At 60.1% G+C, this 14,801-nt stretch carries 15 protein-coding genes and 1 tRNA gene; 9 read left to right on the forward strand and 7 right to left on the reverse strand.

Going from position 1 to position 14,801, the window contains the following annotated elements:
* Nucleotides 1–27: 27 nt before the first annotated feature.
* On the reverse strand, nt 28–441 hold the full coding sequence (locus ACEN2T_RS26955; protein ID WP_442117827.1) for a hypothetical protein: 414 nt from the start codon (nt 439–441) through the stop codon (nt 28–30).
* A 203-nt stretch (nt 442–644) separates the two neighbouring features.
* On the opposite strand from ACEN2T_RS26955, the gene ACEN2T_RS26960 reads away from it, so the two are divergent.
* Nucleotides 645–1,610 (forward strand): arsenic resistance protein, encoded by a 966-nt coding sequence (locus ACEN2T_RS26960; protein ID WP_095186160.1) that lies wholly within the window; start codon nt 645–647, stop codon nt 1,608–1,610.
* 87 nt (nt 1,611–1,697) lie between these two features.
* Nucleotides 1,698–3,302 carry a hypothetical protein gene (locus tag ACEN2T_RS26965; RefSeq protein WP_442117828.1) on the forward strand — a complete coding sequence of 535 codons (1,605 nt, stop codon included), beginning with the start codon at nt 1,698–1,700 and terminating at the stop codon, nt 3,300–3,302.
* A 65-nt stretch (nt 3,303–3,367) separates the two neighbouring features.
* Here ACEN2T_RS26965 and ACEN2T_RS26970 read toward each other — a convergent pair whose 3' ends face one another.
* From ACEN2T_RS26970 to ACEN2T_RS26990, 5 genes are all read right to left on the reverse strand, one after another.
* Entirely contained in the window at nt 3,368–3,688 is a 321-nt protein-coding gene (locus tag ACEN2T_RS26970) for a hypothetical protein (protein WP_095186158.1), read from the reverse strand.
* Between the two features lie 417 nt (nt 3,689–4,105).
* Nucleotides 4,106–4,181 (reverse strand) — tRNA-Phe (locus tag ACEN2T_RS26975).
* Nucleotides 4,182–4,284: 103 nt separating this feature from the next.
* Nucleotides 4,285–4,557 (reverse strand): oxidative damage protection protein, encoded by a 273-nt coding sequence (locus tag ACEN2T_RS26980; protein WP_095186157.1) that lies wholly within the window; start codon nt 4,555–4,557, stop codon nt 4,285–4,287.
* Nucleotides 4,554–5,621 (reverse strand): A/G-specific adenine glycosylase, encoded by a 1,068-nt coding sequence (mutY, locus tag ACEN2T_RS26985; protein WP_442117829.1) that lies wholly within the window; start codon nt 5,619–5,621, stop codon nt 4,554–4,556. Before mutY ends, ACEN2T_RS26980 begins: the two co-directional genes overlap by 4 nt.
* Nucleotides 5,618–7,837: an AsmA family protein gene (locus tag ACEN2T_RS26990; protein WP_442117830.1), complete on the reverse strand. Its 2,220-nt coding sequence runs from the start codon at nt 7,835–7,837 to the stop codon at nt 5,618–5,620. Before ACEN2T_RS26990 ends, mutY begins: the two co-directional genes overlap by 4 nt.
* A 325-nt stretch (nt 7,838–8,162) precedes the next feature.
* Between ACEN2T_RS26990 and ACEN2T_RS26995 the strand changes: the two genes are divergently transcribed.
* The 7 genes from ACEN2T_RS26995 to ACEN2T_RS27025 all read left to right on the forward strand — a co-directional run bounded on the left by ACEN2T_RS26995 (nt 8,163) and on the right by ACEN2T_RS27025 (nt 13,965).
* A complete protein-coding gene (locus ACEN2T_RS26995; protein ID WP_122764253.1) occupies nt 8,163–9,824 on the forward strand; it encodes an OFA family MFS transporter in 1,662 nt (553 codons plus the stop codon).
* Between the two features lie 269 nt (nt 9,825–10,093).
* Complete coding sequence (gene hisB / locus ACEN2T_RS27000; RefSeq protein ID WP_028615365.1) at nt 10,094–10,690, forward strand: imidazoleglycerol-phosphate dehydratase HisB; 597 nt, start codon at nt 10,094–10,096, stop codon at nt 10,688–10,690.
* A complete protein-coding gene (gene hisH, locus ACEN2T_RS27005) occupies nt 10,690–11,328 on the forward strand; it encodes an imidazole glycerol phosphate synthase subunit HisH (RefSeq protein ID WP_032890121.1) in 639 nt (212 codons plus the stop codon). The genes hisB and hisH overlap by 1 nt, the downstream gene beginning before the upstream one ends.
* Nucleotides 11,329–11,586: a DUF2164 domain-containing protein gene (locus ACEN2T_RS27010; protein ID WP_032890124.1), complete on the forward strand. Its 258-nt coding sequence runs from the start codon at nt 11,329–11,331 to the stop codon at nt 11,584–11,586.
* A 39-nt stretch (nt 11,587–11,625) separates the two neighbouring features.
* Complete coding sequence (gene hisA, locus ACEN2T_RS27015; RefSeq protein ID WP_003187784.1) at nt 11,626–12,363, forward strand: 1-(5-phosphoribosyl)-5-[(5-phosphoribosylamino)methylideneamino]imidazole-4-carboxamide isomerase; 738 nt, start codon at nt 11,626–11,628, stop codon at nt 12,361–12,363.
* 9 nt (nt 12,364–12,372) lie between these two features.
* A complete protein-coding gene (hisF, locus tag ACEN2T_RS27020) occupies nt 12,373–13,143 on the forward strand; it encodes an imidazole glycerol phosphate synthase subunit HisF (RefSeq protein WP_003171107.1) in 771 nt (256 codons plus the stop codon).
* Nucleotides 13,144–13,209: 66 nt separating this feature from the next.
* Complete coding sequence (locus ACEN2T_RS27025; protein WP_032890125.1) at nt 13,210–13,965, forward strand: substrate-binding periplasmic protein; 756 nt, start codon at nt 13,210–13,212, stop codon at nt 13,963–13,965.
* Nucleotides 13,966–14,026: 61 nt separating this feature from the next.
* Here ACEN2T_RS27025 and ACEN2T_RS27030 read toward each other — a convergent pair whose 3' ends face one another.
* Nucleotides 14,027–14,800, reverse strand: a complete 774-nt coding sequence (locus ACEN2T_RS27030) for a divergent polysaccharide deacetylase family protein (protein ID WP_099601993.1) — start codon at nt 14,798–14,800, stop codon at nt 14,027–14,029.
* Nucleotide 14,801 lies beyond the last annotated feature (1 nt).

Consider the following 14,801-nt stretch of genomic DNA (forward strand, 5'->3'; position numbering starts at 1 on the left):
AAGCCCCCTCTTACATTTTGTTTTGCGTCAGTCCTGGGAAGTCACCAGCGCCTGGGATGCGGCGACGTAATCCGCCTGGAACTGCGGCGACTCGACCCACGCCAGTGCGGCGGCTTCATCGTCGCTGTCCGTGGCCCACTGCCGATATTCGATCAGCGCTGCCAGGATGAAGTCGGTGGCTTCTTCTTCACCTTCCTGTTCCAGCACCAGCGCCAGCAGCGGGTGGGCCAGGAATGCCGCGCACAACGCCTGTTGGCTGGTCTCGCCAGCGACGCGCATCTCCTCAAACAGCTCAGTCAAATCGACCGACTCTAGGTCAATGCGACTGTCATCGCCTGCAAACGCATCCGGCTTGGTCGCTAGGGCGCGCTGAGTGCGGTTTTGCTTAGCCTTGGTCTTTGCCCGCTGGGCACGTTTTTGCTGCTTGTTCGGCGAAGCCATGGGCTCGACATCCTAAGGTTCTGGATCTGGGTGGGGTATTGAAGCGCAGGTTGGAGGAAATCCCAAGGGCATCCTCAGAATTGGCGGCGTTGGCGCGTCGTTACGTTCATGGCTTCTGCGGTTGTTGTGAACGGGTAGTACGGGTCGACCCTGCGCCAGTAGGCGCATAAGCTGGTGCCTTCGCAATTTTCTCGAGCGCCTTCATGTCCCGCGACACCCTCGAACACAACCAGATCCCAATCTACTTTGTCGCCATCCTGCTGGCTGCCGTCGTCGGCCTGTTCGCGCCCCAATCCGCCCACAACCTCAACGTATTGATCACCCCCGTCATCGCAGTGCTTATGTACGCGATGTTCCTGCAAATCCCCTTTCTGGACTTGCGCGAGGGCTTGAGCCACAAGCGCTTCCTGTCGGCGTTGTTGTTGGCCAATTTCATTCTGGTGCCGCTGCTGGTGTGGGCATTGACCCGTGGCCTGGTGGAGCGCCCGGCGTTGCTAGTGGGCGCGTTGTTGGTGTTGCTGACGCCGTGCATCGATTATGTGGTGGTGTTTACCCATATCGGCAAAGGCGATTCGCGGTTGATGCTGGCGGCGACGCCGGTGCTGTTGTTACTGCAGCTGGCGCTGTTGCCGGTGTACCTGGGGTTTATGCTGGGCGCGCAGTCCGAAGTAGTGGTTGCGGTGGGACCGTTTGTTCAAGCCTTTGTAGAGTTGATCGTGGTGCCGATGGTGCTGGCGGTGCTCACGACGTCCCTGGCGCGGCGCTACGCAATTATCAATGCGTGGAATAACGCTTGGGCCTGGTTGCCGGTACCCGCCATGGCGCTGGTGCTGTTCGTGGTGATCGGCTCGCAAGTCACCTCGGTGGTGCGCGATATCGGCCTGTTGGTGCCAGTGATTCCGGTCTATCTGGGCTTTGTGCTGCTGGCGCCACTGATGGGGATGCTGGCGGCGCGGCTGTTCGCGCTGCCGGCGGTCACGGCGCGGGCGGTGACGTTCAGCGCATCCACGCGCAATTCGCTGGTGGTATTGCCCCTGGCGCTGGCCCTGCCTGAAGACGTACGGGGGTTGGCCGCCACGGCGGTGATCCTGCAGACCTTGGTCGAGTTGGTGGCTGAGTTGATCTACGTGCGCCTGATCCCATGGGCGGTGTGGCCCGCAGGTCGGTAGCTGGGTGAATGTTCAGGTCTGTTCAGGCGATGTTCAGGGGCGTGCTCGGCACCATAAGTCAGCGCTCCTCACCTGACAGGCCTACCGATGGATCAACGCAACCGTTTTCGCCTGGAATCCCTGGGCATTTTCCTGTTTGCCTTGCTGCTCTTTACCCTGGGGATCTGGGATCAACAGCCCCAGGGATTTGACGGACGTTGGGCGCTGTTCCTGCAAGAAATGTTTCGCCATGGTGCGAGCCTTTTTCCCACTACCTACGGTCAGCCCTACGCGGACTACCCTGGCACCGCTACCTTCTTCAGTTTTGTGTTTGCCCGGTTATTCGGTGCGCCCAATCACCTGGCGAACGTACTGCCCACCGCACTGGCGTCTGCTGGGGTGATTGCGCTGCTCTATCGCCTGCTGGTCCCTGCGAGTCGGCAGTGGGCGCTGCTCTCCGTTTTGTTGACCCTGCTCACCACTCAACTGCTGGAAAAGTCTCGTTCGGTTTGCCTGGATCAGATGGTGGCTTTGCTCTGCGTTGGCAGTTTCTATCTGCTGCACAGTGGCGAGCGCCTGGGCTCGCGATTGAGGCAGTTGGCGGTGTTCCCGCTGTTCATCTTCGGCTTCGCCATACGTGGGCCATTGGGGTTGATTGAGGTCTGCGGCGTGGTGTGTGTGTATTGGGCGCTTGGTAATCCGGGGCAACGGGTCAGGCAGGTGCTGATTCACGGCCTGGTTGGTCTGGCGTTGTTGGCGGTCTGTTGGTGGCTGCTGATAAAGCTGGCGCGCATCAGTGGTGGTGATGGGTTCGCCGAAGAGGTGTTCAGGATGCAAGTGGGCGGGCGCCTGGATGAAAGTGGCGAGCCGTTCTATTTCTATCTTCAACTGAGTTTGTACCGTTACTTCCCTGTGGTGCCGTTGGCGCTGGCCACGCTGGTTGCGTTGCGTCATCGCTGGCGTGAACGGTTTGATGAGCCCGTGCAATTGGTTGTGCGGCTAGGCGCTTGCGGCCTGATGATTTTGATTGGGTTGTCGGTGCCGCACTTCAAACGGGCCTATTACATCCTGCCCATGGTGCCGATGTTTGCGGCTGTCGCGGCCTATGGGCTCCTCCAGGCGCAAGGCTGGCTTGGAGGCGTGCGTCGATGCTATGAGGGGCTTGTCGCGGCGCTACCGACGTTGTGTGTGGTTGTAGTATTTGTCTGTCGGCATGGGTGGCAAAAGCACGGTTACTGGCCAGACGTTTCGCTGCCGTTGTGGGTGGGCGTGCTGGTGGTGCTGCAAGTCGCTGCGTTGATCGCCTGGCGGCGTATTGCGCGGCTGGTGTCGCTCAGCTTGATTGCATTGGTGGCGCAGTGGTTGCTGCTGGTGGTCGTGGTGGAGCCGGCCAAGGACTTACAGTTCGATACCCGGCAGTTTGTCAGCCAGGTTGAAGCGCTACGTGCCACGCGGCCGGGCCCGCTGGTGTTTATCGACCTCGGTCGGGATACCTGGGCGGTGCGTTACATGATGAACCTGGATCACGACGAGCAACCGGTGTTCATTGGTGGTCATGAGCTTGAACAATTAGCTCATGTGCATCGGCCAGCCTGGGTGGTCGTGGCGCGCAAGGAGGTCGCACTGCTGGCGGGGACGTCGCTGGAGCATCAGCCTCCCGACTTTGAAGGACGGTTGAACGACAATCCGTTGCTGGTGTTCTTGTTGCAGTGAGTCAGCCGGTCAGCAAAAAGCCTGCATTCAGCAGGCTTTTTGTCGGATACGGTTTCCGCCTTCGATTACGCGGCTTCCAGCTGTGGGATCTGCATGCCGATCTTCGCCGACGCGAAGTTCATATCGCCACTGGCAATGGATTGAGCCTTGAAGCCTTGGCCGATGAGATCCTTGATGTAGAGCTTGTTGTAGATGAACGCAAAGACGATGTTGCTAAGGCCCATGGTCACCATCGCAATGACGAACTGGATCACGCCATATTTCACGTCGCCGCGAAACAGTGCCGGGAAGCAACCGAAAAAGAAGGTTGTCCACGAAAAACCGACTGGAGCTTCCTTCATCGCGCCCGTATTCGGGTTTTTGAAAATGATCGATGTGTATGCCATTTGTTTCTCCATGTGCCCGTATGAGTAAGCGATACGCTGGGCTGCGCATCGCCGGATGATGTGTCCTTGTGCCGCTGTGCTTGCGTGCGCTCCCTCACCGCTTGGGCGTGACCCTGGGCTGTGTTGAGGTGGGGGAGAGAGGCTGCAGCGTGTAGAGGGAGGCTCGTGGGGATACAGGATCCGCCGTCGTTGCCTACTCCGATACTAGGTGGCATTGGCTGACGGGTTACAGGAGGGATGCATCCGCATACTGTTAATCGCCTACCTTGGCACATTTTGAATCATATCATAGCGCTACTAGTGCGCGGCGTAACGAAGAGGCGGGTTAGGAGGTTAAATCCTGGGCAACAAAAAACCCGCACTTGGCGGGTTTCTTGTGTATTTCAGATGACGTTTGCACCACCTGAAACTAATTAGTGGTGCCCAGAGACGGAATCGAACCGCCGACACGGGGATTTTCAATCCCCTGCTCTACCGACTGAGCTATCTGGGCAACGGGGCGCATTAAACTGGTTTTTCAGGGGGTCGTCAAGCAAGTTTTCAAAAAATATTTAATTATTACCGTCGCTTACGTGCCGACCCCGGTTTTTGATCAATTATTGAGCAGGTGGTACGTAGCCGTCGGCCTTGGCGTAATCCTCGCCGGAAAAGAACTTGTCCATCTCGCCCGCAAGGTATTTACGATCTTCTGCGTTCATCATGTTCAGGCGTTTTTCGTTGATCAGTAGGGTCTGGTGTTTAAGCCAGTCGCCCCAGGCTTTGGCAGAGACGTGATCGTAGATGTCCTGGCCCTTGGCACCTGGGTACGGAGGGCGCTCCAGGGCTGGCAGTTCTTCTTTGTACTTGCGGCACATTACGGTGCGGGTCATGACGACACTCCTGCGTTCAATACTTCAGCCGCGCGCTTCAGCAGTTTCTTTACCGGGGCGGCAAGGCCCAGGCGCGGCGGGGTGGCGAGGTTATACCAGAGCCAGTCGGCCTCGGCCACGTGATGGGCGGATTCCTCGACCTGGACCAGCCAGGGTTCGATAGCCAGTTGAAAGTGGCTGAACGTGTGGATCAGCCCTGGCAGTTCCTGGTGCTTGCCCAGTTCGAGTGCGTGTTGTGTGGCCAAGTGTTCGAGGTCTTGCAGGTCGTCTAACTCGGGCAGGCTCCACAAACCGCCCCACAAACCTGTGGAAGGGCGGCGGTAAAGCAGGATCGCGCCCTCGGCGTTGGCCAGCATCGGCATCAGCGTGCGCTTTTGCGGGACGGCCTTGCGCGGCTTGGGAATCGGGTAGCGTGTTTCAAGGCCGAGCATGTGGGCTTCGCAGCCCTTTTCCAGCGGACATAGCAGGCAGCTGGGCTTGCTGCGCGTGCACAGGGTGGCGCCCATGTCCATCATCGCCTGGGTGTAGGCGTTAACGCGATCATGGGGCGTGAAGCGCTCTGCAGTGGCCCACAACTGCTTGGCCACCTTCGGCTCGCCAGGGTAACCCTCTTGTGCAGTAAAGCGCGCCAGCACGCGCTTGACGTTGCCGTCGAGGATCGGTGCGCGCAGGCCCATGCTCAGGCTGGCGATTGCGCCGGCGGTGGACAGGCCGATGCCGGGCAGGTCAGTGAGCTTTTCGACATCCTTGGGAAAATCGCCGCCGTACTGGGCCACGATGATCTTCGCAGTCTTTTGCAGGTTGCGCGCCCGGGTGTAGTAGCCAAGGCCAGTCCACAGGTGCAGCACTTCATCTTCCGGTGCGGCGGCCAGAGCTTCGACCGTTGGCAAAGAGGCCATAAAACGGTCGAAGTAATTGAGCACGGTGCTCACCTGAGTCTGTTGCAGCATGATCTCCGAGACCCATACCCGGTAAGGCGTGATGCCCTGTTGCCAGGGCAGGTCATGGCGACCGTGGCGGTCGTACCAGTCCAGCACCGCCTGTGAAAACTGCTCGTTTCTCATCGCTTGAACAGGCCCTTTAATGCATCTTTCAATTGCGGGTTTACCTTGTCGAGCTTCTCTTCCAGCTTCTCGCTGAGCTTGTTACCGGCCGCCTTGATTGCGACTTGGCTCAAGCCATCTTTATCCAGGCGGCACGCCTTGGCACCCAATTCCAGCGGGCCGCGGCAGCGCAGCGGTACTTCGATGTTGCGGAAGTTGGAGCCCACTTCGCAGGCCGGATCCGGCACTTCGCGTTGGTCGCCTTCGACGATGATGCCGACGCGGTAGTCCATGCCCAACACGCGCAGGTCGATGTCACCGTTGCCGTTGACGGCCAGGCCCGGAATGCGCACTTTCAGGTCAGGGTTATTGGCCACGCCATTACGGAAGGTCAGGTTGCCCTTCAGCTCTTGGAAAGGCGTGTCTTTGCCCCGCTGTTCGCCGCTCAGGGTCTTGCGATTGAGCATGGCGATGCCTGTACACAGCTGCTGTTCAAGGTTGGCATTGAGCAGCACACCGTTGTTGATCACAAAGCTGGCAGTGCCGTTGAGGCTGTCGATCAGCGCCTTTTGGCTATTGCCACGGCCGCTGAGGTTGCTGTCGAGGGTGATCTGGCCCTTCACGGGTGGGGTTTGCCCCTGGGCCTGCAGGATGCGCTCGACCGGCACTTGCTTGATCCGGCTTTGCAGTGCCAGCACTGGAATATCCTGGCGCACATCGAGTGTGCCGTTGGCTTGGAAGCTGCCGTTGTAGAGGCCGCCGCTCAGGGTGTCGAGCTTGAGTTGGCCGTCGATGCCGGACGCTTTGAGCACGGCATTCTGGATCGGCAATTTGCTCAAGGTCAGTTGGCCGAAGGCGAGATCAGCATCGACATCCAGTTTGCGCAGGTGCGCCAGAGGCAGCAGCTTGTCGGTGCTCCAGGCGCCTTTGGTAGGCGCATCCGGTAGCGGTGTGGTGCCGCCGGCAGCCATGGCGCCGGCTTCGCTGTTCTGCACTTCGGCTTGGCGGGCGGCGGTTGCGCCCTTGGCAGATTCGGACTTCGCCGGCAGGTAGTTGTCGGCGTTGAAGCTGTCGCCCTTGAGTTGCACGCGAAGCGACTGCTTGGCGAAATCGTCCACGGCGACGCGGCCGGTGAAGGTGCTGCCGTCGAGCTTCAGGTTCAGGTCTTCCAGGGCCATGCTGGTTGGCGTGCCCTTGAGGCGGCTGACCAGTTCGACTTTGCTCAGGCTGCCCTCGGCCATCGGTGGCAGTGGGCTGCCGACGCTGTCGAGGAACTTGGCCAAGTCGAACTGGGCGATGGACAGGGCGCCGCTGAGTTGTGGGGTCTTGTCCAGGTCATTGACCTTCAGCTCGCCCAAGGCGCGCAGTTGGTTGGCCGACAGTTTCAGGTTGGTCCATTCGGCAATGTTGGCCGCTTGGTCCACCAGCAACTGACCCTGGGTGGAGAAGGTCACGGTCTTGCCTTGCAGCGGCTCGCCAGTGGCTTCGCCGCTGATACGCATGTCTTCGAACTGGTAGCGCTTGAGGGCGCGCTGAATGCGCAGATTGCCGTTGAGCTCGGTCTTGACGCGCATTACCGGCTGGTTGCTGCCGAAGAAGGCGGTGAGCTTCACCGGAATGCTGGCGCCTTCGTGCACGGCACCGGCGCTCAACTGGATGCTCTCGGCGCTGAACTGCTTGCCGGTCTGCTCATCGTTGTATTCGATGCGGGCGTTGTTGACCGTCAGGCTGTCGATATCCAGGCGGATCGGCTGGGCCGGCTTCTCTGGCTTAGCTTCGGGTGACGGTTGCGCCGGGGGCGGCGTGGCGGGCGTATCGGTGGTGGCTACCGGTGCAGTCTTGCCGATGTCTTCCCAGTTGCCGTGGCCCTGCTTGTCGCGGTTGAGGCGCAGGTTGAGGCCTTCGACACGCACGTCGCTCATCTGCACTTCGCGGCGCAGCAGCGGTAATACGCGTACTGACAGGCCGAGCATTTGAAGGTCGGCGAAGGGCTGGGTCGGGGTGGTCAGGGTCGCTACGCTGGCTTCGTGCAGTTCAAGGCCGAGCCAGGGGAACAGGCTCCAACCGATATCGCCATTGAGCGTCAGCTCGATGTGGGCCTTGTCGCGGGCAATCTGGCGAATCTCTTCTTTGTAGTCGTTGGGATCGAAAAGATGGGTCAGGGCGAAGCCCAGAGCCACAATGATCAGCAACAGCCCGAGAAGTACCAGACCCAGGATTTTGCCGAACGCTTTCATGGGCGAGTCCTTGTATGTCGATTTTAAAATTTAGCCGCAGAGTATAACGCCCGATGACCGGCGTCAGGTCACCGATCGTTACATTGTATCCGCGGGCCAGGTAGCGGGATTCTGGCGTCAAAAAAAGAGAATTTCCTGAAAAAAGTGATATCAGTTTGGTTTTTCCGTCATCCGCAGGTGCTAATCTCTGCGTGTTCGTCCGCCTTCTGCGACGTATCGTCGCGCCAAAATGGAGCTTCACTCATCAAAAACGGCCACGCTCTGCGTGCAAGGCCGAGGGAGAGAGCGCCTGACGGACGCATACTAATAACTGGGGGAAACACCAATGAGCACTAGCACTGCGGCCGGTTCTACCGCCGCACAGCCTGCGTTCCTGTCCAAGGAGCGCATCATCGCCAAGCCCGGATTCAACCGCTGGCTGGTTCCACCGGCCGCCCTGGCCATCCATCTCTGCATCGGCATGGCCTATGGTTTTTCGGTGTTCTGGCTGCCGCTGTCCAAGGCGCTGGGTATCACCAAGCCCGTTGCCTGCGCGCCAGACATGAGCTTTATCGCCCAAGTCTTCTCGTCCCAATGCGACTGGCCCATCTCCATGCTGGGCTGGATCTACACCCTGTTCTTCATTTTCCTGGGCTGCTCGGCAGCGATCTGGGGCGGCTGGCTGGAACATGCCGGGCCGCGTAAGGCGGGTGTTGTATCGGCGTTGTGCTGGTGCGGCGGCCTGTTGATCTCGGCATTGGGTATTTACACCCACCAGATCTGGCTGATGTGGATCGGTTCCGGCGTCATTGGCGGCATCGGCCTGGGCCTGGGCTATATCTCGCCCGTGTCGACCTTGATCAAGTGGTTCCCGGACAAGCGTGGCATGGCCACCGGTATGGCGATCATGGGTTTCGGTGGGGGCGCGATGGTCGGTGCACCCCTGGCCGCAGCGCTGATGGGTCACTTCGCTTCGCCGACCAGCGTGGGCGTCTGGCAGAGCTTCCTGGTGATGGCCGCGATCTACTTCGTGTTCATGATCGGCGGTGCGCTGTCTTATCGCGTGCCACCGACCGGCTGGAAGCCTGAGGGCTGGACCGCGCCGGCGAAAAAAGCCAGCAATGCGATGATCACCCACCGTCACGTGCATGTGAGCGTGGCGTGGAAAACCCCGCAATTCCGTCTGGTATGGCTGGTGTTGTGCCTGAACGTATCGGCCGGTATCGGCATCCTCGGCATGGCTTCGCCGCTGCTGCAGGAAGTGTTCGGTGGCAAGCTACTGGGTGTTGATGTGCCGTTCGGTCAACTGGATGCCGGGCAACTGGCGTCGATCGCCGCGATCGCCGCGGGTTTCACCGGTCTGTTGAGCTTGTTCAACATCGGCGGCCGGTTCTTCTGGGCGTCGTTCTCCGACTACCTGGGCCGTAAAAATACCTACTTCGTGTTCTTCGCCCTGGGCTTTGCCCTCTACGCGCTGATCCCGAACCTGGGGCACCTGGGCAACGTGGCGCTGTTCGTGGCCGCGTTCTGCATCATCCTGTCGATGTACGGCGGTGGTTTTGCCACCGTTCCGGCTTACCTGGCCGACCTGTTCGGCACCCAGATGGTGGGCGCGATCCACGGTCGCCTGCTGACCGCTTGGGCTGCTGCGGGCGTATTGGGCCCGGTGTTGGTGAACTACCTGCGTGAGTATCAACTGAGCATCGGCGTTGAACGCGCTGCGGCCTATGACATCACCTTGTACATCCTCGCCGGCCTGCTGGTGTTGGGCTTTATCTGCAACATGCTGGTACGTCCGGTGGCCGACAAGTACTTCATGACCGACGCCGAACTGGCTGCCGAACAGGCGCTGGGCCATGACAAGGGCGCGGATGCCACCACTTCCCTGGAGTGGAAAGCAGCCCCCGGTACGGTGCCATTGGCCGTTGCGGCCTGGCTGGTGGTGGGTATTCCGTTGGCGTGGGGTGTGTGGGTGACCCTGCAGAAGACGGCGGTACTGTTCCACTAACACCGCAAAACCATTGTGGGAGGGGGCTTGCTCCCGATAGCGTCGGATCAGTCAGCCACTAGGCGACTGAGCCACCGCCATCGGAAGCAAGCCCCCTTCCACATTGGCTGTGCAGAGTTTTCATAAGTGGATTCGCACTTGTATGCACATGTCTATCCCCGACACCCCCCGCTTCAACTCGTCAGTCTTATCCCCTTCGATGTTTCTGTTTAGCGCCCGCGCCCCTATAATGGCTGCCTTTTTCGCCCAATGATTTTGCGGAGCTGGTGATGGCCGAACGTAAGGCGTCCGTCGAGCGCGACACTCTGGAAACCCAGATCAAAGCCTCGATCAACCTGGATGGCACCGGAAAGGCCCGATTTGATATCGGTGTACCTTTTCTTGAGCACATGCTGGACCAGATCGCCCGTCACGGGCTGATCGACCTGGATATCGAAGGCAAGGGCGACCTGCACATCGACGACCACCACATGGTGGAAGACGTAGGCATCACCCTCGGCCAGGCATTTGCCAAGGCCATCGGCGACAAAAAAGGCATCCGTCGCTACGGCCACGCCTATGTCCCGCTGGACGAAGCGCTGTCGCGAGTGGTCATCGACTTCTCCGGCCGCCCAGGCTTGCAGATGCACGTGCCGTACACCCGTGCCAACGTGGGCCGCGGCTTCGACGTCGACCTGTTCCAGGAATTTTTCCAGGGTTTCGTCAACCACGCGCTCGTCAGCCTGCATATCGACAACTTGCGCGGCACCAACACCCACCACCAAATCGAAACCGTGTTCAAGGCTTTCGGCCGCGCGCTGCGCATGGCTGTAGAGTTGGATGACCGCATGGCCGGGCAAATGCCCTCGACCAAGGGCGTTCTGTAATGCAGACGGTCGCGGTTATCGATTACGGCATGGGTAACCTGCACTCGGTGGCCAAGGCCCTCGAACACGTAGGTGCCGGCAAGGTGCTGATCACCAGCGATGCCAACGTGATTCGCGAAGCTGACCGCGTGGTATTCCCCGGTGTCGGCGCGATTCGCGATTGCATGGCCGAGATCCGCCGTCTGGGCTTTGACAGCCTGGTGCGCGAAGTCAGCCAGGATCGCCCGTTCCTCGGCATCTGCGTGGGCATGCAAGCCTTGCTCGACCGCAGTGAAGAGAACGACGGCGTCGACTGCATCGGCCTGTTCCCTGGCCAGGTGAAGTTCTTCGGCAAGGACCTGCACGAAGATGGCGCCCACCTGAAAGTGCCGCATATGGGCTGGAACGAAGTCAGTCAGACGGTGGATCACCCGCTCTGGCACGACATCCCGGACCTGGCGCGTTTCTATTTCGTGCACAGCTACTACATCGCCGCCGGTAAGCCGGGCCAGGTGGTGGGTGGCGGGCACTACGGCGTCGACTTCGCCGCAGCGTTGGCCGAAGGTTCGCGTTTTGCCGTGCAGTTCCACCCGGAGAAGAGCCATACCCATGGCCTGCAATTGCTGCAGAACTTCGCTGCGTGGGACGGGCGCTGGTAAATGGCCAGGAAGCCGAAGCTGCCGATCTTGAACCTCACGCCTGAGCAGGAGAGTGAGGCTACCCTCAAGATCAAACGCTTCATGGAAGATCGCTTCGAGCTCAAGCTGGGCTCGTTCGAGGTCGCCGAGATTCTTGAGCTGTTCACCACCGAAGTGGCTCCGCACTATTACAACAGGGCGATTTTCGATTCGCAGACGCTCCTTAAAGAAAGGTTCGAAAGCATCGAAAGCGACCTGTGGTCGCTTGAGAAACCCTGATTTCCCAAGCATTGCTGAATATCGAATAAGGTTTGCCAGATGCTGATTATCCCCGCTATCGATCTCAAGGACGGCGCCTGCGTACGTCTGCGCCAAGGCCGCATGGAAGACTCCACCGTGTTCTCCGATGACCCGGTGAGCATGGCTGCCAAATGGGTAGAAGGGGGCTGCCGTCGTCTGCATCTGGTGGACTTGAACGGCGCCTTCGAAGGCCAGCCGGTCAACGGTGAGGTGGTTACCGCCATCGCCAAGCGCTACCCGAATCTGCCGATCCAGATCGGCGGCGGTATCCGCTCCCTGGAAACCATTGAGCACTACGTCAAAGCTGGCGTGAGCTACGTGATCATCGGCACCAAGGCTGTGAAAGACCCGGCCTTCGTTGCTGAAGCCTGCCGCGCGTTCCCAGGCAAAGTTATCGTGGGTCTGGACGCTAAAGATGGCTTCGTCGCCACCGACGGCTGGGCTGAAATCAGCACCGTACAAGTCATCGACCTGGCCAAGCAGTTCGAAGCTGACGGCGTGTCCGCCATCGTTTATACCGACATCGCCAAAGACGGCATGATGCAGGGCTGCAACGTACCGTTCACGGCCGCGCTGGCTGCGGCGACGAAGATCCCGGTGATTGCTTCCGGCGGTATTCACAACCTGGGCGATATCAAGTCGCTGTTGGACGCCAAGGCGCCAGGGATCATCGGCGCCATCACCGGCCGCGCGATCTATGAAGGTACTCTGGACGTCGCCGAAGCCCAGGCTTACTGCGATGCCTACAACGGCTGAGGACTGACCATGGCGCTGGCCAAACGCATCATCCCTTGCCTGGACGTCGACAATGGTCGCGTGGTCAAGGGCGTCAAGTTCGAGAACATCCGTGATGCCGGCGATCCGGTGGAAATTGCCCGTCGCTACGATGAGCAAGGTGCCGATGAGATTACTTTTCTCGACATCACCGCCAGCGTTGATGGCCGCGACACCACGCTGCACACCGTCGAGCGCATGGCCAGCCAGGTGTTTATCCCGCTGACCGTGGGCGGCGGCGTGCGCACCGTGCAAGACATCCGCAACCTGCTCAATGCTGGCGCGGACAAGGTCTCGATCAACACCGCAGCGGTGTTCAACCCGGAGTTCGTCGGCGAAGCCGCGCAACATTTCGGCTCGCAATGCATCGTAGTGGCTATCGACGCCAAGAAAGTCTCCGGCCCGGGCGAAACCCCGCGCTGGGAGATCTTCACCCACGGAGGTCGCAAGCCGACTGGCCTGGACGCGGTGGAATGGGCGATGAAGATGGAAGGCCTGGGCGCTGGTGAGATCCTGCTGACCAGCATGGACCAGGACGGCATGAAAAACGGCTTCGACCTGGGCGTGACCCGTGCCATCAGCGACGCGCTGGGCATTCCGGTGATCGCTTCCGGCGGCGTCGGCAACCTGCAGCATCTGGCCGACGGCGTGATCGAAGGCCACGCCAGCGCAGTGCTGGCGGCGAGTATTTTCCACTTTGGCGAATACACCGTTCCTGAGGCCAAGGCCTATATGGCGGCGCGCGGTATCGTCGTTCGTTAAACGTTGCTGGACACCATGGCGGGCGCGCGGCACTCTCTGCGCTTGCCATGGATTCCGGTAGCCTTCATGTTCAAGACCCTCTTACTTGCCCTCGCCAGTTCGTCCCTGTTGTTAGTCGGTTCGGCCCATGCCGAGGAACCGTCCGACGCCTCCCTGGTGTTGCTGACGGAAAACTTCCCGCCGTACAACATGGCGAAAAACGGCAAGAACTTCGCCAAGGAAGAAAACATCGAAGGCATCGCCGTGGATATCGTGCGCGAAACCTTCAAGCGTGCGGGCATTTCCTACAACCTCACCCTGCGTTTTCCTTGGGAGCGAATCTACAAGCTCGCCCTGGAAAAACCCGGCTATGGCGTATTCGTAATGGCACGTTTGCCGGCTCGCGAAGCGCTGTTCAAGTGGGTCGGCCCCATTGGCCCGGATGATTGGGTGCTGCTGGCCAAGTCGGACAGCAAGATCCAGCTTGCCGAACTTGAGCAAGCGCGGCGCTACAAGATCGGCGCCTATAAAGGCGATGCCATCGCCGAGACCCTGGAGAAACAGGGCCTCAACCCGATCGTAGTGCTGCGTGACCAGGACAATGCGCAAAAGCTCGTGGATGGCCAGATCGACTTGTGGGCTACCGGCGACCCGGCCGGGCGTTACCTGGCACGCCAAGTTGGGGTGACCGGGCTCAAGACCGTGCTGCGATTCAACAGCGCCCAGCTCTACCTCGCGTTGAACAAGGATGTGCCGGACGACTTGGTAGCCAAGCTTCAGGCCGCGCTGGACCAGTTGCGTAAAGACGGCGTCGTCGACGAGATCACGGCGAAGTATCTGTAAAAGACCCGAAATTCTGTAGGCGCTGGCTTGCCAGCTCTTACTGGGGATCGTTGCGGCGTTTCTAGCGGTAAACCCCGTCCTTCCCGTGCCCAGCCATGGCTTGATTGCTGCGCACGCTGATCATCAGCTTAATATCAATCCACTCGATGCCCTGTGCCTTGAGCTTGGGCAGCTCGCGCTCCAGCACTGCCAGGGTTTGTGGGTAAGGGTGACCGATCATCACGGCCGAGCCTTGTTTGTGAGCCAGCTTGATCGCGGTTTGCAGCTGTGTGGTGATGGCTGCTTCAGTGCGTTCGTCGTCCAGGAACACGTCCCGCGAAACACTCGCCAGACCGATCTTCTGTGCCTCGGCGGCTGCCACGGTCTGCGCGCTGGTACGGCTGTCGACAAAGAACTTGTTGCGCCGCTGCAGCTCGGCCATCAACCAGGCCATTGCCGCAGGTTGAGCCGTCATGCGGCTGCCCATATGGTTGTTGATGCCGGCGGTGTAGGGCACGGCGTTGAACGCGGCGTCCAGGCGTTTGGCGAGTTCTTCGATAGGTAGCTCAGGGTGCCAGGCGAACGGGCCGGTGGCCGGGTCCATGGGCATGTGCAGGATCACGATCTTGCCGGCCTTGTGGGCTTCGCGGGCGAATTCTGCAGCGTGGGGGGTGTCGGGCATGATCGCGGTGGTCACCGGCCCAGGCAGGGCCAGCACGCGGCGATCCCGAGGCAGGTTTTGCCCCAGGTCGTCGATGATCAGCGTCAGATAGGCTTTGTGAGGTTCGCCTGTGGGAGTCGCTTGGGCGACTCCCACCAGGCTGCACAGCAGAGCAAGGATCAGGGCAAATCGCATA

The organism is Pseudomonas sp. W22_MBD1_FP4 (assembly GCF_052113765.1).
Taxonomy (GTDB): Bacteria; Pseudomonadota; Gammaproteobacteria; order Pseudomonadales; family Pseudomonadaceae; genus Aquipseudomonas; species Aquipseudomonas sivasensis.

Excerpts from the sequence above, each read along its gene's own strand:
- hisA (WP_003187784.1), top strand. The coding sequence starts at position 11,626 with ATGCTGATTATCCCCGCTATCGATCTCAAGGACGGCGCCTGCGTACGT.
- ACEN2T_RS26995 (WP_122764253.1), top strand. The coding sequence starts at position 8,163 with ATGAGCACTAGCACTGCGGCCGGTTCTACCGCCGCACAGCCTGCGTTC.
- ACEN2T_RS26990 (WP_442117830.1), bottom strand. The coding sequence starts at position 7,837 with ATGAAAGCGTTCGGCAAAATCCTGGGTCTGGTACTTCTCGGGCTGTTG.
- hisH (WP_032890121.1), top strand. The coding sequence starts at position 10,690 with ATGCAGACGGTCGCGGTTATCGATTACGGCATGGGTAACCTGCACTCG.
- ACEN2T_RS26980 (WP_095186157.1), bottom strand. The coding sequence starts at position 4,557 with ATGACCCGCACCGTAATGTGCCGCAAGTACAAAGAAGAACTGCCAGCC.
- ACEN2T_RS26955 (WP_442117827.1), bottom strand. The coding sequence starts at position 441 with ATGGCTTCGCCGAACAAGCAGCAAAAACGTGCCCAGCGGGCAAAGACC.
- hisF (WP_003171107.1), top strand. The coding sequence starts at position 12,373 with ATGGCGCTGGCCAAACGCATCATCCCTTGCCTGGACGTCGACAATGGT.
- ACEN2T_RS26970 (WP_095186158.1), bottom strand. The coding sequence starts at position 3,688 with ATGGCATACACATCGATCATTTTCAAAAACCCGAATACGGGCGCGATG.
- ACEN2T_RS27030 (WP_099601993.1), bottom strand. The coding sequence starts at position 14,800 with ATGCGATTTGCCCTGATCCTTGCTCTGCTGTGCAGCCTGGTGGGAGTC.
- ACEN2T_RS26960 (WP_095186160.1), top strand. The coding sequence starts at position 645 with ATGTCCCGCGACACCCTCGAACACAACCAGATCCCAATCTACTTTGTC.
- ACEN2T_RS27025 (WP_032890125.1), top strand. The coding sequence starts at position 13,210 with ATGTTCAAGACCCTCTTACTTGCCCTCGCCAGTTCGTCCCTGTTGTTA.
- hisB (WP_028615365.1), top strand. The coding sequence starts at position 10,094 with ATGGCCGAACGTAAGGCGTCCGTCGAGCGCGACACTCTGGAAACCCAG.
- ACEN2T_RS27010 (WP_032890124.1), top strand. The coding sequence starts at position 11,329 with ATGGCCAGGAAGCCGAAGCTGCCGATCTTGAACCTCACGCCTGAGCAG.
- ACEN2T_RS26965 (WP_442117828.1), top strand. The coding sequence starts at position 1,698 with ATGGATCAACGCAACCGTTTTCGCCTGGAATCCCTGGGCATTTTCCTG.
- mutY (WP_442117829.1), bottom strand. The coding sequence starts at position 5,621 with ATGAGAAACGAGCAGTTTTCACAGGCGGTGCTGGACTGGTACGACCGC.